We start from the raw sequence: 20056 nt of genomic DNA on the forward strand, positions 1-20056 counted from the left end.
CCTCTGCGGGGCGCGGTCGGCAACGTTTTGTGCTTATGGCAAAGGGTGCTGCAACAGCCAGGCGTCGAGCGTGCCCGCCGTCTCGCGCGGCAGGTGCAAGCCCAGCTTGGAGCGCCGCCACAGGATGTCGGCCGCGCTGACGGCCCATTCATGGCGCCGCACATAGTCCACTTCCGCCGCGTACAGGCCGGCGGCAATTTCCTCGCCCATGGCCGCCACGTCCGCCCTGCCCTCGAGCAGCATGTGGATGCGCGTGCCGTAGGCGCGTGCATAGCGCGCCACCAGCGCCGCCGGCAGCCACGCATACTCGCGCTGCAAGCCTTGCACGAACTGGCCGAACTCGCGCACGGCCCGGTTCTGCGGCACGGCGCCATACACGTCGCCGCCGGGCAGGCAAGCCCGCTCCGTCCAGGCCGGCAGCGTATTGCCCAGCAAGGGCGCCAGCAGGTCCATGGCTTCCTCGGCCAGCTTGCGGAAGGTGGTGATCTTGCCGCCGAAAATACTCAGCAGCGGCGCACCTTCCCGGTCCAGCTCGAAACGGTAATCGCGCGTGACGGCCTTGGCGTCGGCCGCCGCGTCTTCCACCAGCGGGCGCACGCCCGCATACGTCCACACCACGTCGGCCGGCACGATCGGCTTGCTGAAATAGTAACTGGAAAGCTCGCACAAGTAACGAATTTCCTCGTCATCGATTTCCACCTTGCCACGGTCGCCTTGGTAGTCGAGGTCGGTGGTGCCGATCAGGGTGAAATCGTGCTCATACGGAATGGCAAACACGATGCGCCCGTCCGGATGCTGGAAGATATAGGCGTGATCATGGTCGAACAGGCGCTTGACGACGATATGGCTGCCCTTGATCAGGCGCAAATGCCGGCCCTGCCCGCCGGGCGCCGCCTGCTGCAGGAACTCGGCCGTCCACGGCCCGGCCGCATTGACGACACTGCGCGCGCGCACGGACAGCTCACGCCCGTCGCCTTGCTGCAGAGTAGCCTGCCAAGTAGCGTCCGCACCCGCTCCATCGCGCCGCAGGGCCGTGCAGCGCGTGCGCGTCAGCACGTGCGCGCCCTTGTCGGCCGCGTCGATGGCATTGAGCACCACGAGGCGCGCATCGTCGACCCAGCCGTCGGAATACACGAAGCCGCGCTTGAACTGGGGTTTTAACGGTGTGCCGGCCGCATGGCGCGTCAGGTCGATGCCGCTGGAGGCCGGCAGGATTTCCCGCTTCGCCAGCATGTCGTAGAGGAACAGGCCGGCGCGTATCAGCCAAGCCGGGCGCTGGCCCTTGGCGTGCGGCATGACGAAGCGCAGCGGCCACATGATGTGCGGCGCCGAGCGCAGCAACACTTCGCGCTCGATCAGCGCCTTGCGCACGAGGCCGAATTCATAGTATTCGAGGTAGCGCAGGCCGCCGTGTATCAGCTTGGTGGAGGCGGACGAGGTGTGGGAAGCCAGGTCGTCCTTTTCGCACAGCACCACGGACAAGCCCCGTCCGGCCGCGTCGCGCGCGATGCCGGCGCCATTGATGCCGCCGCCGACCACCAGCACGTCGCATTTGATCGCTGTCTCCACACCCTGCTGTGCTGCGGCCATCGGGACTCCATGTCTGTCGGGGACACGCCGGCGAGGAAAGACTAGGCATCGCCAGCGACTGTCGTTAAGATCACCATTTCGTAATACACATGCAATATGGATAAGGTTACGCCAGAATACGAACCCATAGCAACATATTTTTAGTACTATTTGTTCGTTTTTGTTCGTTTGTGATTTTTAAAGAGAGCACCATGATCTTGAATCCCCGCCAGCGCCGCCTGCTTGAAGTGGTGCGCCAGAAGGTCACCATGTCCGTCGAAGAGCTGGCCCAGCAGCTGGACGTGACGCCGCAAACCGTGCGCCGCGACGTCAAGCAGATGGAAGAAGCCCGGCTGCTGGCCCGCTACCACGGCGGCGTGGGCTTGCCCTCGTCCGTGGAAAACATCGATTACAGCCAGCGCCAGGTGTTCAACAGCGACGCCAAGCGGCGCATCGCGGCCGCCGTCGCCGCGCAAGTGCCGCACGGCTGTTCGCTGCTGATCAATATCGGCACGACGACCGAGGAAGTGGCGCGCGCGCTGGGCCGGCACACGGGCTTGCACGTGGTGACGAACAACCTCAACGTGGCCGCCATCCTGGCCGACAACGCGGCCTGCGAAGTCATCGTGGCCGGCGGCGTGGTGCGCGGCCGCGACCGCGGCATCGTTGGCGAAGCCACCATCGACTTCATCCGCCAGTTCAAGGTCGACATCGGCATCATCGGCATTTCCAGCATCGACGAAGACGGCAGCCTGCGCGACTTCGACGCGCGCGAAGTGAAGGTGGCGCAAGCGATCATCGAGCAGTCGCGCGAAGTGTGGCTGGTGGCCGACCAGCATAAATTCGGCCGCAAGGCGCTCGTGCGCCTGGCCGACCTGGCGCAAATCGACGTCCTGTTTACGGATGCGCCACCGCCGCCCCGCTTTGCCGAAGTGCTGCGCGAGGCGGGCGTGAAGGTGGTGCTGGCCTGAGCGGACTGCATTTCTGCGGGAAAACCTCACCCTGTCGCGTGGGCAATACGTCTTGTGTGGGCCAGCATACAGAATGATATGAAATATTTATCAATTCGGCAAAAATGCTGTTACCATTGATGCAACATGAGTTATTTTTTTAATCTTCCTCGCTCACAATACGATTATTTGCTTGATATTGCTTTTTATTTATCTAGAGTAAGGAAAAAGGAAAAAACTCTTTGTCGCTAAGTGATTTCCTGTGAAAACAATGTTAGAAATACCTCAAGCACGACGATTGTTCCCAAACAAACCACTCGACAGCAAGCGTGAAGGCCTTAACCATGCCGGCAACGCCGCCCAGTGAAGGAAGAGAAATGAGCCACAATTTTGAATCGGCCGCCATGCCGCAAGCCGCCCATCCCAACAGCGTCCCCGTCAGCGAGCTCGAAGCCCACCTCGGTTACTGGCTGCGTTTCGTTTCCAACCACGTCTCCCACAGCTTCCAGAAGAAGGCCGAAGCCAATGGCGTGACCGTGTCCGAATGGGTGGTGCTGCGCGAAATGTTCCGCCTGGGCTGCACCTCGCCCACGGTGCTGGCGCAAGTGTCCGGCATGAGCAAGGGCGCCGTCTCGAAACTGATCGACCGCCTGGAAAGCAAGGGCATGGTCAGCAAGTCCATCCTGCTGGCCGACCGCCGCCAGCACTCGATCGAACTGACGACGGAAGGCGAAGCGCTGGTGCCCGTGCTGGCCGAGATGGCCGACCAGAACGACGAGGAATTCTTCGGCAAGCTGCCGCGCCAGCTGCGCGACGACCTGCTCGAAGCGATGAAGGAAGTGGCGCGCACGCACCAGCTCAAGAGCGCCCCGCTGAACTAAGCCAATCCCGGCAAGGGTGACGCGGCGGCGCGCGTGCTTCGGCTATGATGCTGGCCTGACTGTTTACCAGGAACACGCATGGCCCTGCACATCGAAACCCCCTTGCTCAACTCGCGCGCCCTGAGCCTGCACAGCGAGCGCGCCATCTGGCTCAAGCTCGAAGCCTTGCAGCCACCCGGCTCCTTCAAGATCCGCGGCATCGGCCTCGCCTGCGAAGAATACGCGCGGCGCGGCGCCAGCCGTTTCATCTCTTCTTCCGGCGGCAATGCCGGCATCGCCGTCGCCTATGCGGGCCGCCAGCTGGGCATTCCCGTCATCGTCGTCGTGCCGGAAACGACGAGCGAACGGGCCAAGGCCCTGATCGCGCAGGAAGGTGCCGAAGTCATCGTGCACGGCGCCGCCTGGCAGGAAGCCAATGCGCTGGCGCAGTCGATGCTCACGCCGCAAGACGCCTTTTTGCACCCGTTCGACGACCCGCTGCTGTGGCAGGGCCATGCCGGCATGATCGATGAAGTGGCCCGCGCTGGCCTGAAACCGGACGCCGTGGTGCTGTCGGTGGGCGGCGGCGGCCTGCTGGCCGGCGTGGCCGAAGGCTTGCAGCGCAACGGCTGGGATGACGTGGCCATCGTGGCCGTGGAAACGCAAGGCGCCGCCTCGCTGGCGGCGGCCGTGGCCGCGCGCGAACACGTGGCCCTGCCAGCGGTCACCAGCATCGCCACCTCGCTGGCCGCGCGCCAGGTGTGCGCGCAGGCATACGCCATCAGCCAGACGCGCCTGCTGCACAGCGTCGTGGTGTCCGACCGGGCCGCCGTCGACGCCTGCCAGCGGTTTATCAACGACCAGCGCCTGGTGGTGGAACCGGCCTGCGGCGCGGCGCTGGCGGCCGTCTACGGCAAGGCGCCGGAACTGGCGCCCTACCGCAAGGTGCTCGTCATCGTCTGCGGGGGCGTGACGGCCACCACGCAGCAGCTCGACCACTGGAGCGCCACCCTGTAGCCGCTACGGCGCCGCCTCGAGCAGCGCCACGCCATCGCGGCCCTGCCCTTTCGCGGCATACAGGGCCTGGTCGGCCAGGTCCAGCAGCTGCGCCGGCGTCAGCGCGCCTTCGCGGAAGATGGCGATGCCGATGCTGGTCGTCACCGGCAGCGGGCCGCTGGCCAGCTCGAAGGGCTGGCGGATGGCGTCGACGATCTTGGCGCCGACCTGGCGCACTTCGGCCGCGCCGTTCACTCCTTGGAGAATGATCACGAATTCATCGCCGGCCAGGCGCGCCACCAGGTCGCTGGCGCGCACGCTGCGCACCAGGCGCGAAGCGAATTCCTTCAGTACCTCGTCGCCCGCCTTGTGTCCCAGGCTGTCGTTGATCGCCTTGAAACGGTCGATGTCGAGATAGGCGAGCGCCATCGGCGCGCGCGCGGCCCGCGTGCGCTGCATGCTTTGCGCCAGCTGCTCGTCGAAGCGGCGCCGGTTGGCGATGCCCGTCAGGGTGTCGGTGGCGGCCGCGAACTGCAGCGCCGTGTGCATCGCCTTGGTCTTGGTGATTTCGTGGATCAGCCCATATACGCCTTCCACCGCGCCGCGCTCGCCCACGTCGGGCACGTAGCTGGTATGGAAGGTGCGCTCTCCCGCCTCGTTGTCGACCGTGAATTCATAGTCGACCTCCTCGCCCGCGAAGGCGCGCAGCAGGTGCTGCTCGCGCAGCTGGTAGGCCTGCTCGCCCAGCACCTCGCGCATGGAATGCATCAGGCTCTCCCTGGCCGAGACGCCGAACCACTTTTCAAACGTCGCATTGATGAACTGGTAGCGGTGTTCGCGGTCGATATACACGATCACCACGGGCACGTGGTCCGTCAGCAGTTTCAGGCGCCGCTCGCTGTCGCGCGTCTGCGCCTCGGCGATTTCACGCTCGGCCACCAGCGAATAAAAATCGCGGCTCAAGTCGCCGATCTCGTCGCGCCGGCCGATTTGCAGCACGTCGATACCGAGGCGATGGCGGCGGATCTCATGCACCTGGTGGCGCAAGCGCGCCAAAGGCTGCAACAGGCGCAGCACGATGCGCCAGCCGGCCAGGCCCGCCAGCGCCGCCAGCAGCACGGCGGCCAGCAATATCTTGCTGCGGATGGCGTGCAGCGGCGCGAAGGCCTCGCTCATCGGATATACGGACGCCAGTATCCAGCCCGTCGAAGCGATGCGGTGGTAGGCGAACAGGGCATCGACGCCTTGCGTGGTGGTGCCCGTCATCCAGCCCTCGTAGCCCTGCATGGCGCGCCGCGTGGGCACGCTGATGGGGCCATGGGCTTCGATATGCTGCATGATGCGCGACTTGTCCGGATGCTCGACGATGACGCCTTCGCTGGTCATGATGTACAGGTAGCCGCCCGGGCCAGGCTTGAGGGCGCCCAGACGGCCGAGGAAATCGGGCTGGCGCAGGTTGACGCTGGCCGCCAGCACATAGCGCACGCCGCCGTGCGCATCGAACACGGGCTGCGTCACCACCACGATGGGCATGCCGGAAATGCTGCCGTTGAGCGGCGACGAAATCACGGAACGCCGGGTCGCCAGCGTCCGTTCAAAGTAAGGGCGGCCCTTCACGTTCAGCCCCGCCTGCGGCTTGAAGGGACTCACGCTGGCCAGGACAATGCCGTCGGCGCCGACCACGCCGGCCGAATAAAACTCCTTGCCCAGCACCGTTTGCGCGGCCAGGAAACGCTGCAGGCTGGCGCCGTCGTGCGCACCGCCGGCCGCCAGGCTGTCCGCGATCGCGCGCAGCACATTGCGCTTCGCATCGAGTTCCTCGTCGATGAAGACGGCGGCGCTGGCCAGCGATACGTATTGCTGGCGCCCCATCACGTCGCGCATGCCGCGCTCGGCCACGGCCAGGGTGGCCAGCGCCAGCGAGGCGACCGCGCCCAGCACGAGCAGGAAGACGACCACGCTCATGCGCGCCTTCAGGCTGGCGGGCAGGCGACGGCGCAGCTGTTTTCGCCAGTTCGTCACGGACGCTGCTGAAGGTAGTGGCACAGGCGTTCGACCGACTCGTGCAGCGCCAGGGTGTCCGTGTCCAGGGTCAGCGCGGCCGCCAGCGGCGCTTCATACGGCGCCGAGATGCCCGTGAATTGCGCAAGCTGCCCCGCGCGCGCCTTGGCATACAGGCCCTTGGGATCGCGCGCCTCGCACACGGCCAGCGACGTGCTGACGTGGACTTCGACGAAATGCGCCGCGCCGATGATGGCGGCGGCCATGGCCCGGTCGGCGCGGCAGGGCGAGATGAAGGCAGCGATGACGACCAGGCCCGCCCCGTTCATCAGGCGCGCCACTTCGGCCGCGCGGCGGATGTTTTCATGCCGGTCTTCGGGCGTAAAACCGAGGTCGCGGTTCAAGCCGTGGCGCAACTGGTCGCCGTCGAGCACCGCCACGGCGCGGCCCTGCGCCTTGAGCTGGCGCGCCAGCGCGCCGGCGATGCTGGACTTGCCGGCGCCGCTCAAGCCCGTCAGCCAGACCGTGTCGTGTTGTCCTGCTGTCATCACACTGCCTCTCTCCTTGTAGAGCTGGCAATATAACAAAGCCGCGCGGGAAAGGACAGATGATCAGGCAGCGCTGCGCGCCTCAAGCAGCAACTGTCGTATCTCCGGCACGCAGGAGCCGCAATTGCCGCCCGCCTTGACGCAAGCCGTCACCTGCGCCGTCGTCGTCAGTTTTTGCTCCACAATGGCCGCGCAAATGGTGTTGCGCCCCACGCCAAAGCACGAGCACACGATGGGACCGGCATCGACGCCCTTGCCGATGGGCTGGCCCAGCAGCACACCGGCGCGGTCCGCCGCATCCATCTGCGCGTGCGCAAACAGGCCCGCCAGCCAGCTGCGCGACGGCAGGTCGGGCCGCGGCGAGACATACACGCATTGCGCGATGCGCCCGTCTTCCAGGTGCACGGCGCGGTACACGCCGGCGCTGGCGTCCGCATAATCGAGCCAGTCGGCGTTGTCGTCCGTGACGCCGAGCAGCGCGCGCGCCCAGGCGCCGAGATCATCGATGCGCTGGCGGCCGGCCAGTTCGTAGCGCAGGAATTGCTCGCCCTGGATGCGCGTCCAATGCGCCACGCCGTCCAGGTCCAAGGGCGTGCGGCTCAACACGAATGCATGCCAGTGCACGCGGAACTGCTCGATGCGCACGGGCGTGTGCTTGAATTCGGGTTCGCCCGAGACGGGGTCGACGACGGGGTTGACGACGGCGCCCACGCGCGCGTCCGACGCATTCGCGTCGCTCCAGTGGATCGGCACGAAGACCTGGCCGCGCGCGATGCCGCCGCCATGCACGACCCGCGCCACCATCGCGCCCCAGGCGCTGGACACGCGCGCCAGCTCGCCTTCGCGCACGCTGTACAGCAGCGCATCCTGCGGGTGGATATCGATGAACGCTTCGGCGACGTGGCCCGACAGCTTGGCCGCCTTGCCCGTGCGCGTCATCGTATGCCACTGGTCGCGCACCCGGCCCGTATTCAGGATGAGCGGATAGTCTTCGTCGGGCATGTTGCGCGGCGCGCGCGGCGCCGTCGGCACGAAGCGCGCGCGGCCATCGGCATGCGCGAAGCGGCCGTCGCCGAACAGGCGCGCCTGGCCCTGCGGCCACTGCTGCGGCGCCAGGGCGTCGTAGCGCGCCGCATCCAGGCCCGCCAGGTGGCCCAGGTTGAACAGACGCTTTGTGGCCCCGTCATTGCGGAAGGCGGACAGGCGCGCGTGTTCATCGAAGATGGCTTGCGGCGCCGTGAAATCGAAGCCGGCATACCCCATGCGGCGCGCCACGTCGCACAGCACGTCCCAGTCGGCGCGCGCTTCGCCGGGCGCCGGCAAGAAGGCGCGCTGGCGCGAGATGCGGCGCTCGGAATTGGTCACCGTGCCATTCTTTTCGCCCCAGCCCAGGGCCGGCAGCAGCACGTCGGCATGGGTGTTCGTGTCCGATCCGGCGCTGATGTCGGACACCACCACCAGCTCGCACTTGGCCAGCGCCCGGCGCACCTGGTCGGCATCCGGCATGCTGACCAGCGGATTGGTGGCGATGATCCACACCGCCTTGACCTTGCCCGCCTCGATGGCGTGGAACAGCTCCACCGCCTTCAGGCCAGGCTTGTCGGCCATGCGCGGCGCATCCCAGAAGGTTTGCACGGCTTCGCGGTGCGCCGGCTTGTCGAGATCCAGATGCGCCGCCAGCATATTGGCCAGGCCGCCCACTTCGCGCCCGCCCATGGCGTTCGGCTGGCCCGTGAGGGAAAACGGTCCCATGCCGGGCTGGCCGATGCGCCCCGTCGCCAGGTGGCAGTTGATGATGCTGTTGACCTTGTCCGTGCCGGAAGACGACTGGTTGACGCCCTGCGAAAAGGCCGTGACGACCTTGCGCGTGGCGGCGAACGCCTGGTAGAACGCCAGCAAGGCTTGCGGGTCGACCTTGCAGATTTTCGCCACCCGCAAGGGATCGGAACAGTCGACATGGGCGGCCGCCAGCGCCTCATCGAGGCCGCTGCTGTGCCGCGTCACAAAATCATCGGCGATCACCCCTTCCCGCGCCAGATAGCACAATAGACCGTTGAACAGCCACACGTCGGTGCCCGGTTTCACGGGCAGGTGCAGGTCGGCCAGCTCGCAGGTGGCCGTGCGGCGCGGGTCGATCACCACCAGTTTCATCTCCGGCCGGGTTTCGCGGATGCGGGCGATGCGCTGGAACAGGATGGGGTGGCACCAGGCCGTGTTCGAGCCCACCAGCACCACCATGTCGGCCAGTTCCAGGTCTTCATAGCAGCCCGGCACGATATCCTCGCCGAACGCCCGCTTGTGACCGGCCACGGCCGACGACATGCACAGGCGTGAATTGGTGTCGATATTCGCGCTGCCCACATAGCCCTTCATGAATTTGTTGGCGATGTAATAGTCTTCCGTCAGCAGCTGGCCCGAGACGTACAAGGCGACGGCGTCGGGGCTGTGCTTGTCGATGATGGCGCGCAGGCCGCCCGCCACCTGGTCCAGCGCGGCATCCCAGGAGGACGGCTGCAGGACGCCATCGACGCGTACCTGTGGTTGCAGCAAACGGTTCTCCAGGTCCAGGGTGTCGCCGAGGGCAGAGCCTTTCACGCACAGCTTGCCTTGGTTGGCCGGGTGCGCAATGTCGCCGGCGATGCGGATGGCGCCGTCGGGCAGGCGTGTCGCTTCCACGCCGCAGCCGACGCCGCAATATGGGCAAGTGGTTTTCACGGGCGTGCAAGTGGTCATGGGGGTCCTGTTGGTCGCTGTCAGGCGGCCTGGGCGCACAGCGCCTGGCCAAACAATAAATGGGCGCGCAGCTTGCTGATGTCGCGGCGCTGCTGGATCAGGTCGAAATACCAGGGACCGTCCTGCACGTCGCCATACAGCACGGCGCCGGCCAGGCGGCTGCCCTGCACCACCAGGCGCTTGTAGACGCCACGGCGCGGATCGCGCAGCACCAGGTCTTCACTGCCCTCGCCGCCGATGATGTCGCCGGCCGAATACAGGTCGATGCCCGTCACTTTCAATTTGGTGGCGCTGGCCTGCTGCACGTAGCGGCGATGCCCCGCGCCGGCCAGGTGGGCGCCGCACACGCGCGCCTGCTCCCAGATGGGTGCGACCAGGCCGAAGGTAGCGCGCCGGTGCTGCACGCATTCGCCCACGGCGTACACGCGCGGGTCGTAGCTTTGCAGGCAGTCGTCGACGACGATGGCCCGTTCGCAATGCAGGCCGGCCGCTTGCGCCAGCGCGATATTCGGGCGCACGCCGGCCGTCATCACCACCAGGTCAGCGGGGATGCTGCTGCCGTCCGCAAACTGCACGCCTTCCACGCGGGTGTTGCCGATGATGGCGGATGTCTGCGCGTGCATCAAAAAACGCAGGCCGCGCGCTTCCAGCGCCGATTTCAACAGCATCGACGCGGGCGCGTCCAGTTGCTGGTTCATCAGGGCGCCGCTCATGTGCACGACCGTGACATCCATGCCCTGGCGCTGCAAGCCGTTGGCCGCTTCCAGTCCCAGCAAGCCGCCGCCGATGACCACCGCGTGGCGGTGCTGGCGCGCCGCCTGCAGCATGGTATCGACGTCGCTGATATCACGAAAACCGATCACGCCGGGCAGGTCGTGGCCCGGCACGGGCACGATGAAGGGCGTCGATCCCGTGGCCAGCAGCAGGCGGTCGTATCCGACCGTGATGCCGGACAGCGATTGCACGGTGCGCGCCTGGCGGTCGATGCGCACGACGGGGTCGCCCGCATGCAGGGTGATGCCGTGCTGCGCGTACCAGTCGCGCGTGTGCAGCATGATGTCGTCGACCGACTTTTCGCCGGCCAGCACGGGCGACAGCAAAATGCGGTTGTAATTGCCGTGCGGTTCGGCGCCGAACACGGTGATGTCGTACAGGTCGGGCGCCAGTTTCAACAGTTCCTCGACCGTGCGCATGCCGGCCATGCCGTTGCCGACGACAACGAGCGAGGGGCGCGCAGCGGCCTTGACTGGCGGATTCACAGGGCCACCCACACCATGTCGGCAAACACGCGCGCCGGCCAGGCGGCGACGGAGTGCTCGGGCGCTTCGATGCATTCGCCGCTGGCCAGGTCGAAATGCTGCTTGTAGATGGGCGAGGCGACGACGACGCGCTCGCCGATGCTGCCGACCAGGCCCCGCGACAACACGGAAGCGCCCGCGTTCGGGTCGATATTGTCGATGGCGTACACGCGCGGCGCGGCATCGCCGACGCGGAACACGGCCACGTGGCGGCCACCCAGCAGCGCGCACACGCCCGTGTCGGGCACGATATCGGTCAAGGGACAGATCGCCACCCAGTTGTCGGCGGTGGCGCCGGAAAGTTCATTCATCGCATTCATGGCTCAAGCCTCCACGGCAAGGATGGGGATCACGGTGCTGCGGCGTTCCAGTTCGGTGGCGGGCCGGATCTGGCCCCGCTCTTCGACGAACACCACGTTTTCATCGCTCTTCTCGCTGTTGACGAAATGGCGGAAGCGCTGGCGCACGGCGGGGTTGGAAATGGCTTCCTTCCACTCGCAGGCATAGGTGTCGACCACGTGCTGCATGTCCGCTTCCAGCTCGTGGGCGATGCCCAGGCTGTCGTCGATGATGACGCGCTTGAGGTAATCGAGGCCCCCTTCCAGGTTGTCGCGCCACACGCTGGTGCGCTGCAGGCGGTCGGCCGTGCGCACGTAAAACATCAGGAAGCGGTCGACATAGCGCACCAGGGTCGCTTCATCGAGATCGGAGGCGATCAGTTCCGCATGGCGCGGCTTCATGCCGCCATTGCCGCACACGTACAGGTTCCAGCCCTTTTCCGTGGCGATCAGGCCGATGTCCTTGCCCTGCGCCTCGGCGCATTCGCGCGTGCAGCCGGAAACGCCGAACTTGATCTTGTGCGGCGTGCGCAAGCCCTTGTAGCGGTTTTCCAGCTCGATGGCAAAGCCCACGCTGTCGGCCACGCCGTAGCGGCACCAGGTGGAGCCGACGCACGATTTCACCGTGCGCAGCGACTTGCCATAGGCGTGGCCCGACTCGAAGCCGGCCGCGATCAATTCTTCCCAGATGGCCGGCAACTGGTCGACTCTTGCACCGAACAGGTCGACCCGCTGGCCGCCCGTGATTTTCGTATAGAGACCGTATTTTTTCGCCACCATGCCCACGGCGATCAGGCCGTCTGCCGTCACTTCGCCGCCCGGCATGCGCGGCACGACGGAATACGTGCCATCCTTCTGGATATTGCCGAGAAAGTAGTCATTGCTGTCCTGCAGGCTGGCATGCACGGGAGAGAGCACGAAATCGTTCCAGCACGAGGCGAGGATATTCGCCGCCACGGGTTTGCACACGTCGCAACCGAGGCCCTGGCCATGGGCCGACAGCAGCGCGCCGAAGCTGCGGATTTTGCCGACGCGGACCAGGTGGTGCAGTTCCTGGCGCGAGTAGGCAAAGTGTTCGCACACGTGGTTGTTCACCATCAGGCCCTGCTTCTGCATTTCCGCCTTCATGATCTGCGTGACCAGCGGCACGCAGCCGCCGCACGCGGTGCCGGCCTTGGTGCAGCTTTTCAGGGCGGCTATGGTGGTGGCGCCCTCGGCGACGGCCGCGCACAGCGCGCCTTTCGACACGTCGTTGCACGAGCAGATTTGCGCCGACTCGGGCAAGGCGTCCACGCCCAGGCCCACCTTTTGCTGGCCATCGGCCTGCGGCAGGATCAGGAATTCGGGCGATGCCGGCAACTCGATTTTATTGAGCATCATCTGCAAGAGCGTGCCGTATTCGCTGGCGTCGCCCACCATCACGCCGCCCAGCAGGTATTTGCCGCAATCGGAGACGACGATCTTCTTGTAGATCTGCTTGCGTTCATCCATGAACTGGTAGGAGCGGCTGCCCGGCGCATTGCCGTGCGGGTCGCCAAGGCTGGCCACGTCCACGCCCATCAGTTTGAGCTTGGTGCTCATGTCGGCGCCCTTGAACGACGCTTCGCCCTCCTCCTGCAGCACATGGCGCGCCGCGATGCGGGCCATTTCGTAGCCGGGCGCCACCAGGCCGAACACCAGGCCGCCCCATAGCGCGCATTCGCCGATCGCATAGATGTCCGGGTCGGACGTGACGCAGCTGTCGTCGATGGCGATGCCGCCGCGTGGTCCCACGTCCAGGCCGCAGGCGCGCGCCAGTTCGTCGCGCGGACGGATGCCGGCCGAGAAGACGATCATGTCCGCTTCCAGGTGGCTGCCGTCGGCGAACTGCATGCGGTGCGTGGCCGATTCGCCGTCGACGATGGCCAGGGTGTTCTTTTGCGTGTGCACGGTCACGCCCAGTTCCTCGATCTTGCGGCGCAGGACGCGCGCGCCGCCCTCGTCCACCTGCACGGCCATCAGGCGCGGCGCAAATTCCACCACGTGGGTGTCCAGCTTCAAATCGCGCAAGGCTTTCGCGCATTCGAGGCCCAACAGTCCGCCGCCGATCACCACGCCCGTCTTCGACTTTCCGCCCCAGGCCAGCATGGCTTCCAGGTCGTCGATGGTACGGTAGACGAAGCAGCCTTCTCTCTCCTTGCCGGGCAGCGGCGGCACGAACGGCGTCGAGCCGGTGGCGAACACCAGCTTGTCGTAGGCCAGCACTTCACCCGTGCTGGCCGTGACGGTTTTGGCCACGCGGTCGATGGACACGGCGCGTGCATTGAGTTTCAGGACGACGTTGCCCTTGTCGAAAAAGCCGGGCGCCACCAGGGACAGGTCCTCGGCCGATTTGCCGCTGAAAAATTCGGACAGGTGCACCCTGTCGTAGGCGGGGCGCGGCTCTTCGCACAAGACCGTCACGGACAGGCGCGTATTGTTTTCCAGCGCCAGCCGTTCGAGGAATTTATGCCCGACCATGCCATGACCAAGGACGACGATATTCAGGGGGTGGTTCATGCTTGTCTCCTCAGGCCGCGGCCATGTTCGGTTCGGCCGCCAAGCCCGTGAAGCGGGCGGCGATGGCGCACAGGGCCGAGATCACCACCAGCGCGCTGAGGATGATCAGGGTCTGGCGGATGTCGCCCGTGCCTTTCATCAGGAAACCGGCCGCCACGGCGCCCACGTTGCCGCCCGCGCCGATGATGCCGGCCACGCCGCCCAGCGCGCGGCTGTCGATGAAGGGCACCAGCGCATAAGTGGCGCCGCAAGCCATGTGGGTGAACAGGCCGAAGACCAGCATGGCGATGACGGCCCAGGTGACGCTGTCGACTTTTGCAAACCACAGCAGGCCCACGCCTTCGCCTATCATCAGCATGAACAGCAAGGTCACGCGGCTGTTCAGGTTGCCGCGCAGGGCCAGCTTGTCGGACATCCAGCCGCCCAGGGCGCGGGCAAACAGGGCCAGCAAGCCGAAGCTGCCGGCGGCCAGGCCGGCCGATTTCAGGGACAGGCCGAAATGGTCGACGTAGTACACGGCGGCGATATTGTGGATGAAAATCTCGATGCCGAAGCAGGCGCCGTAGGTGACGAACAGCAGCCACACGCGGTAGTTGGAGCTGGCCGCCTTGAAGCTGGCCCAGCCACCCTTTTTACCACCTTCAATGGCCACGCCGGCGGCGCGCAAGTCCGAGTAATTACCTTCAGGGCAATCCTGCGTATAGCGCCAGTAGAGAACGGCCATCACCAGCATCAGCACGCCCGGCACCAGCAGAGCCACGCGCCAGCCCAGCGACTCGGACACACCCAGCATCAGCACGGCACCGAGCAGCAAGGGCATCAGCGCCTGCGCCGCGCCGCCGCCCGCATTGCCCCAGCCGGCGGCGGCGGCATTGGCCGTACCCACCACCCGAGGCGCGAACATCACGGAGGTGTGATATTGCGTGATGACAAAACTGGCGCCGACGGCACCGATGCCCAGGCGGAAGAACAGAAAGCTTTCATAGCTTTGCGACGCGGCCACGCCCAGCACGGGAATGGCGCCCAGCAGCAGCAAGCCCGTGTAGGTCTTGCGCGGGCCGTAGCGGTCGCACAAGGGACCCACGATCAGGCGCACGAGGATGGTGATGGCGACGGCCGCGATATTGATGTTCGCCACTTGCGCCAGGGACAGGCCGAACTCGCCCTTGATGACGGGCATCAGGGGGGCGCAGGCGAACCAGGCGAAGAAACACACGAAAAATGCCATCCACGTCAGGTGGAATGCACGCATGGGCGGCGTGGCGAGGGAGAAGAGCGCGATGCGCGTTGCTTTTTGGCTGGCCATGATAGGTTCCCGAAGTATCCCGTTATAAAACAAAACGGCGCCCGCCCCCGCCGATGAAAAATCAGCCTGGGCGGACGCCGTTGTCCATGTGGTCCGTCGTTGGACCGTTGTGCGTTTATTCAGGGGATCGCCGTTGATCCGTATCTCCTTTGTAGCAAACGCCGTGCCAGCTTGCCGCAGGGGTAAATGCCCTTGTCGATACGAGGTTTGCGCCAGATCATGGCCAATCACGGTGCAAGCACGCCACTTGCTGGTGCATGCGGGAACCAGCAAGTGGCAACTCTTGTCTAACTACCATCTGAAGCAGTAGCGGGAGGCCACGATGGTCAAGACACTGCGGCGTCGCTTGCGACCGCCATGGCTGGCATGTGCGTGCGCCGGACTGTTGCTGATGGCATGGAGCAACACTGCGGCCGCGCAAGAGACTAAGGAGCACAGCGAACTCGATGCCACCGTTGTCGCGCCCTTCCGCGCCGCGCGCGGCGAGCGGGTCACGCAGGCGCGCACCTTTCTTGTTCGCCTTACCTATCCCGACGAGGGGCGCGCACATGCCGTGCGCTGGACCTTGACCTTGTCCGGCCCCGGCCCGCAAGGCCCCGTGCTGCGGCGCTGGTCGGGCACGGAACAGGTGGGGGCCAACGGCAAGAACGTGAACCTGCCCTGGGATGGCCGCGCCGATGCCGATGCCCGCGAACGGCGCGTGCTGGCGCCGGACGGCTTGTACGAACTGCGCTTGCTGGCCGTGGCCGATGCGGGCTCGCCGCAGGAAGCGCAGGTGGAACAGCAGTGGCCCGTCCAGGTGCAGCGGGGCGCAAGCACGGCGCCCACGGTACCCGCCTTCCAGGCCGGCCTGCGACAGCTGACCAGCCTGGAAGGCCAGCCCGGCTACCGCGTCGTCTACGCCAACCTGCACAGCCAGACGCGCCACAGCGACGGCGGCGCCCCGCTCGACGCCTGCCATGGCGCGCAAGACCCGCAAACAGGGGCCTACGGCCCCATCGATGCCTATAAATATGCGCAAGACCACGGACTCGACGCCCTGCTGACGTCCGAGCACAACCATATGTATGACGGCTCCGACGGCACCAACAGTGCTGCGGTCGCAGCGGAAGCCAAAGCGCTGTACCAGACGGGACTGGCCGAAGCGGCCGCGTATTCGGCCGCCCATCCCGGTTTCCTGGCCCTGTACGGCATGGAATGGGGCGTCATCAACAAGGGCGGCCACCTGAATATCTTCAATAGCGAACAGTTGCTGGGCTGGGAAAAAAATGCCCAGGGTGAATTGCTGGCCGATATCGAGACGCCGAAGGGCGATTACGCGGCCCTGTACGCGCTGATGCGCGAGCGGGGCTGGATAGGCCAGTTCAACCATCCTGCCTATGCGGGCCAGTTCCTCGTCAACGGCCAGCCGCTCGGCTACACGGCGGATGGCGACGCGGCCATGGTGCTGTGCGAAGTGATGAATACGTCCGCCTTTTCCACGAACGACGAGGAAACGGAAACCCGGCGCAGCAATTACGAGGCGGCATGCAACCGGGCCCTGGCGGCCGGCTACCACGTGGCTTTCAGCAGCAACCAGGACAACCACTGCGCCAACTGGGGCGCCTCGTATGGCAACCGCACGGCCGTGCTGGTGACAAACAAGGCTGCCGATACATCATTGTCGCGCGACAGCTTGCTCGAAGCGCTGCGCGCGCGCCGCGTGTTTGCCACCATGGACAAGCATGCGCAACTGCTGTTCACGGCCAACGGCAAGCTGATGGGCGAGCGTTTCGACAACCACGGTCCCTTGCACCTGGCCACCAGTTTCAGCAACGGCGCCGGGCGGCAGGCGGCCGCCGTCGCCATCTTCCACGGCGTGCCGGGCGGCAATGGCTCCGTGACACCCATCACGGACCAGGCAGATGTCACCGTCACGCCCGCGCCCGGCCCCCATTTCTATTACGCGCGGCTGACGCAGGACGATGGCAATATCGTCTGGTCGGCACCCGTGTGGGTCAATCAACTGCCGTGAATGCCGCGTATCAGGGAACGGCAACCGCGACGGAATCCATTCTTCTTCGCAGGTGTTGTGTTGCTATACTCATGCAATAAAAACGCTGAGTCCCGATTTTACTTTCATGCATTCCATTAAATTCATTCTGGCATTCATCGCGCTTCTCGCCCCCCTTGCGGGCTGCCATGAAAAAGCGGAACAGTATCAAGGATTGGCCGAACGCGCAGTGACCAGCCCTGCGACTGTCAATGGTACGGCATGCCAAAATCATGGCTCGGTATCTTATTCCTATGTAATCGATGGAAAAAGATATTACGGCTGGACTTCTAGCTCAGAATTATCGGTTTCTTCGTGTTCGGATATCAGGCCTGGCCATGCTTTTTCCATTTATTATGCCCCCCTGCATCCATCGGTCAATTCGATCAAGGAACCCTGGGAAGAATATGAAAGCAGGCGGGGCTACCATATCCCTGGATGGCTGATCTATTTCCTGCCGCTTTTTATTCCCTTTTTCGTACTCGGCATTGAAATACTGAAAGACAAACAAAACGACACGAGCGCGCCTGCGCATGGCGATCACTAGCCAAGCGTGTGCTGCACGCAAACAATATTGGAAAAGTAATTATTTTTTAAGCAGCCGTCCATAGACACTGGTTCCCCAAAGCAATCCATGGCACCATGGCTACGCCGTTTTGCCTGCAACGCGGCCTCCATCGGACCAACCAGGAACCCTCTATGTCGTCATATCGCATTCTCGCCGGCAGCATGCTGCTCGGTCTGGCCACCGCGGGCATCGCCCATGCACAAGCCCCCGCCCCTGCCGCCGCCAACGCCGATCCCCATTTGTGGCTGGAAGAAGTCCTCGGCGACAAGCCGCTGGCCTGGGTCAAGCAGCACAATGCCGTCACCACCAGGGAACTGGAAGCCCAGCCCGGCTTCCCCGCCCTGCAGGCGCGCCTGAAAACCATCCTCAATTCGAAGGAGCGCATTCCCTACGTCAGCAAGGAAGGCGAGTTTTACTATAATTTCTGGCGCGACGCCCAGCACGTGCGCGGCATCTGGCGCCGCACCACCCTGGCGCAATACCAGCTGGCCGAACCCGTCTGGGAAACCGTGATCGACCTCGACCAGTTGGCCACCGGCGAGAGTGAAAACTGGGTCTGGGGCGGCGCGTCCTGCCTGTATCCGAAGGGCGAACGCTGCCTCATTTCCCTGTCGCGCGGAGGCGGCGACGCCAAGGTGGTGCGCGAATACGACGTGGCCAAGCGCGCCTTTGTCGATGGCGGTTTTACCTTGCCCGAAGCGAAGGGCAGCGCCAGCTGGATCGACCAGGATACCCTGTTCGTCTCCACCGATTTCGGCCCCGGCTCGATGACCAGTTCGGGCTACCCGCGCATCATCAAGCAGTGGCAGCGCGGCACGCCGCTGGCGCAGGCGCAAACCTTGTACGAAGCCAAACCCGACGACCTGAGCGCCGGCGCCTACAAGGATTTCACGCCCGGCTACGAACATCAATTTATCGAACGGCAGATCGATTTCTACAGCGGCGAAACCTTTTTGCGCGATGGCGCCGAGTTGAAGAAGGTGCCGAAGCCGGACGACGCCACGGCCTTCACCGTACGCGACCAATTGATCATCACCCTGCGCTCGGACTGGAAAGTGAACGGCAAGACCTACCTGCAAGGCTCCTTGCTGGCCACCGACTTCAAGGCCTTCATGCAGGGCAAGCAGGACCTGGAAGTGCTGTACGCGCCCACGGCCACGTCGTCGCTGGACAATGTCACGGCGACCAGGTCCGCCATCCTCGTCACCACCCTGGACAAGGTCAAGAACCGCCTGACGGAACTGCGCCACGTGAACGGCAAGTGGCAGCGCCGCGCCGTCGATGCGCCCAAGCTGGGCACCCTGGCCGTCAGCGCGCTCGACCCGGTCGACTCGGACCAGTACTTCCTGACGGTGACCGACTTCCTCAACCCGACCACCTTGTACCTGGCCACGGCGGGCAGCGACCAGCGCACGAAGATCAAGTCGCTGCCCGCCTACTACGACGCCACGCCGTACAAGGTCGAGCAGTTCGAATCGACGTCGAAGGATGGCACGAAAGTGCCGTATTTCGCCATCATGGGCAAGCAGACGAAGTTCGACGGCAGCAACCCCACCGTGCTGTATGGCTATGGCGGCTTCGAAGTGTCGCTCAAACCCAGCTACAGCGGCACCACGGGCGTGGCGTGGCTGGAAAAGGGCGGCGTGTACGTGCTGGCGAATATCCGCGGCGGCGGCGAGTTCGGTCCCCGCTGGCACCAGGCGGCGCTGAAGGAAAACCGCCAGCGCGCGTATGACGATTTCATCTCGGTGGCGCAGGACCTGATCAAGCGCAAGGTCACCAGCCCGCGCCACCTGGGCATCATGGGCGGCAGCAATGGCGGCCTGCTGACGGGCGCCGTGCTGGTGCAGCGTCCCGATTTGTTCAACGCCGTCGTCAGCCAGGTGCCGCTGCTCGACATGCGCCGCTATAACAAGATGCTGGCGGGCGCTTCGTGGATGGGAGAGTACGGCGACCCGGACGTGCCGGAACAATGGGCTTACATCAGCAAGTACTCGCCGTATCAGAACGTCTTCAAGGACAAGAAATATCCGCGCGTGCTGTTTACCACCTCGACGCGCGACGACCGGGTCCACCCCGGCCATGCGCGCAAGATGGTGGCGAAGATGGAAGAGCAAGGCCACGACGTGCTGTACTGGGAAAACACGGAAGGCGGCCATGCTGGCGCGGCCAACAACGACCAGCAGGCGCTGATGTGGGCGCTGACCTATACCTTCCTGTGGGAGCAGCTGAAATAATGTGGTGGTGTCGGATTACGCGCTCACGCGCTAATCCGACCTACCGGGCTGTCGGTAGACGTAGGCCGGCGTAGGTCGGCGT

14 protein-coding genes are annotated in these 20056 nt (G+C 64.9%); 6 read left to right on the top strand and 8 right to left on the bottom strand.

The window, feature by feature from the left end; all coding sequences use genetic code 11:
- Positions 1 to 33 precede the first annotated feature (33 nt).
- Positions 34 to 1590 carry a glycerol-3-phosphate dehydrogenase gene (gene glpD, locus CLU90_RS08500; RefSeq protein WP_100427686.1) on the bottom strand — a complete coding sequence of 519 codons (1557 nt, stop codon included), beginning with the start codon at positions 1588 to 1590 and terminating at the stop codon, positions 34 to 36.
- A gap of 170 nt (positions 1591 to 1760) precedes the next feature.
- On the opposite strand from glpD, the gene CLU90_RS08505 reads away from it, so the two are divergent.
- From CLU90_RS08505 to CLU90_RS08515, 3 genes are all read left to right on the top strand, one after another.
- On the top strand, positions 1761 to 2540 hold the full coding sequence (locus CLU90_RS08505; protein ID WP_442906679.1) for a DeoR/GlpR family DNA-binding transcription regulator: 780 nt from the start codon (positions 1761 to 1763) through the stop codon (positions 2538 to 2540).
- 356 nt (positions 2541 to 2896) lie between these two features.
- Complete coding sequence (locus tag CLU90_RS08510) at positions 2897 to 3400, top strand: MarR family winged helix-turn-helix transcriptional regulator (RefSeq protein WP_046684031.1); 504 nt, start codon at positions 2897 to 2899, stop codon at positions 3398 to 3400.
- 78 nt (positions 3401 to 3478) lie between these two features.
- The gene (locus tag CLU90_RS08515; RefSeq protein ID WP_092714349.1) at positions 3479 to 4396 is read left to right on the top strand and encodes a pyridoxal-phosphate dependent enzyme; all 918 of its coding nucleotides are present in this window, start codon (positions 3479 to 3481) and stop codon (positions 4394 to 4396) included.
- Positions 4397 to 4399: 3 nt separating this feature from the next.
- Here the strand turns inward: CLU90_RS08515 and CLU90_RS08520 are convergent, their stop codons facing one another.
- From CLU90_RS08520 to CLU90_RS08550, 7 genes are all read right to left on the bottom strand, one after another.
- A complete protein-coding gene (locus tag CLU90_RS08520; protein WP_092714347.1) occupies positions 4400 to 6397 on the bottom strand; it encodes a diguanylate cyclase domain-containing protein in 1998 nt (665 codons plus the stop codon).
- Positions 6394 to 6924, bottom strand: coding sequence for an adenylyl-sulfate kinase (gene cysC, locus CLU90_RS08525; RefSeq protein WP_092714345.1), 531 nt, complete (start codon positions 6922 to 6924; stop codon positions 6394 to 6396). Before cysC ends, CLU90_RS08520 begins: the two co-directional genes overlap by 4 nt.
- Before the next feature lie 63 nt (positions 6925 to 6987).
- Positions 6988 to 9657: a nitrate reductase gene (locus tag CLU90_RS08530; protein ID WP_092714343.1), complete on the bottom strand. Its 2670-nt coding sequence runs from the start codon at positions 9655 to 9657 to the stop codon at positions 6988 to 6990.
- 20 nt (positions 9658 to 9677) lie between these two features.
- Positions 9678 to 10916 carry an NAD(P)/FAD-dependent oxidoreductase gene (locus tag CLU90_RS08535; protein WP_232731130.1) on the bottom strand — a complete coding sequence of 413 codons (1239 nt, stop codon included), beginning with the start codon at positions 10914 to 10916 and terminating at the stop codon, positions 9678 to 9680.
- A complete protein-coding gene (gene nirD, locus CLU90_RS08540; protein ID WP_046684027.1) occupies positions 10913 to 11266 on the bottom strand; it encodes a nitrite reductase small subunit NirD in 354 nt (117 codons plus the stop codon). Before nirD ends, CLU90_RS08535 begins: the two co-directional genes overlap by 4 nt.
- A gap of 12 nt (positions 11267 to 11278) precedes the next feature.
- Positions 11279 to 13831, bottom strand: coding sequence for a nitrite reductase large subunit NirB (gene nirB / locus CLU90_RS08545; RefSeq protein ID WP_100427687.1), 2553 nt, complete (start codon positions 13829 to 13831; stop codon positions 11279 to 11281).
- A 10-nt stretch (positions 13832 to 13841) separates the two neighbouring features.
- Entirely contained in the window at positions 13842 to 15137 is a 1296-nt protein-coding gene (locus CLU90_RS08550; RefSeq protein ID WP_092714337.1) for an MFS transporter, read from the bottom strand.
- A 391-nt stretch (positions 15138 to 15528) separates the two neighbouring features.
- Here CLU90_RS08550 and CLU90_RS08555 point away from each other — a divergent pair, with 391 nt between their 5' ends.
- The 3 genes from CLU90_RS08555 to CLU90_RS08560 all read left to right on the top strand — a co-directional run bounded on the left by CLU90_RS08555 (position 15529) and on the right by CLU90_RS08560 (position 19974).
- Positions 15529 to 17151, top strand: coding sequence for a CehA/McbA family metallohydrolase (locus CLU90_RS08555; protein ID WP_232731131.1), 1623 nt, complete (start codon positions 15529 to 15531; stop codon positions 17149 to 17151).
- 106 nt (positions 17152 to 17257) lie between these two features.
- Complete coding sequence (locus CLU90_RS29200) at positions 17258 to 17716, top strand: hypothetical protein (RefSeq protein ID WP_157808780.1); 459 nt, start codon at positions 17258 to 17260, stop codon at positions 17714 to 17716.
- A gap of 152 nt (positions 17717 to 17868) precedes the next feature.
- Positions 17869 to 19974 (top strand): prolyl oligopeptidase family serine peptidase, encoded by a 2106-nt coding sequence (locus tag CLU90_RS08560; protein WP_232731132.1) that lies wholly within the window; start codon positions 17869 to 17871, stop codon positions 19972 to 19974.
- Positions 19975 to 20056 lie beyond the last annotated feature (82 nt).

It is taken from the genome of Janthinobacterium sp. 67 (assembly GCF_002797895.1).
GTDB lineage: Bacteria > Pseudomonadota > Gammaproteobacteria > Burkholderiales > Burkholderiaceae_D > Janthinobacterium.

Bases quoted from the DNA above. Each gene is read 5' to 3' on its own strand.
- glpD (WP_100427686.1), bottom strand. From the start codon at position 1,590: ATGGCCGCAGCACAGCAGGGTGTGGAGACAGCGATCAAATGCGACGTG.
- CLU90_RS08510 (WP_046684031.1), top strand. From the start codon at position 2,897: ATGAGCCACAATTTTGAATCGGCCGCCATGCCGCAAGCCGCCCATCCC.
- CLU90_RS08515 (WP_092714349.1), top strand. From the start codon at position 3,479: ATGGCCCTGCACATCGAAACCCCCTTGCTCAACTCGCGCGCCCTGAGC.
- cysC (WP_092714345.1), bottom strand. From the start codon at position 6,924: ATGACAGCAGGACAACACGACACGGTCTGGCTGACGGGCTTGAGCGGC.
- CLU90_RS08530 (WP_092714343.1), bottom strand. From the start codon at position 9,657: ATGACCACTTGCACGCCCGTGAAAACCACTTGCCCATATTGCGGCGTC.
- nirD (WP_046684027.1), bottom strand. From the start codon at position 11,266: ATGAATGAACTTTCCGGCGCCACCGCCGACAACTGGGTGGCGATCTGT.
- nirB (WP_100427687.1), bottom strand. From the start codon at position 13,831: ATGAACCACCCCCTGAATATCGTCGTCCTTGGTCATGGCATGGTCGGG.
- CLU90_RS08550 (WP_092714337.1), bottom strand. From the start codon at position 15,137: ATGGCCAGCCAAAAAGCAACGCGCATCGCGCTCTTCTCCCTCGCCACG.
- CLU90_RS08555 (WP_232731131.1), top strand. From the start codon at position 15,529: ATGGCATGGAGCAACACTGCGGCCGCGCAAGAGACTAAGGAGCACAGC.
- CLU90_RS29200 (WP_157808780.1), top strand. From the start codon at position 17,258: ATGCATTCCATTAAATTCATTCTGGCATTCATCGCGCTTCTCGCCCCC.
- CLU90_RS08560 (WP_232731132.1), top strand. From the start codon at position 17,869: ATGTCGTCATATCGCATTCTCGCCGGCAGCATGCTGCTCGGTCTGGCC.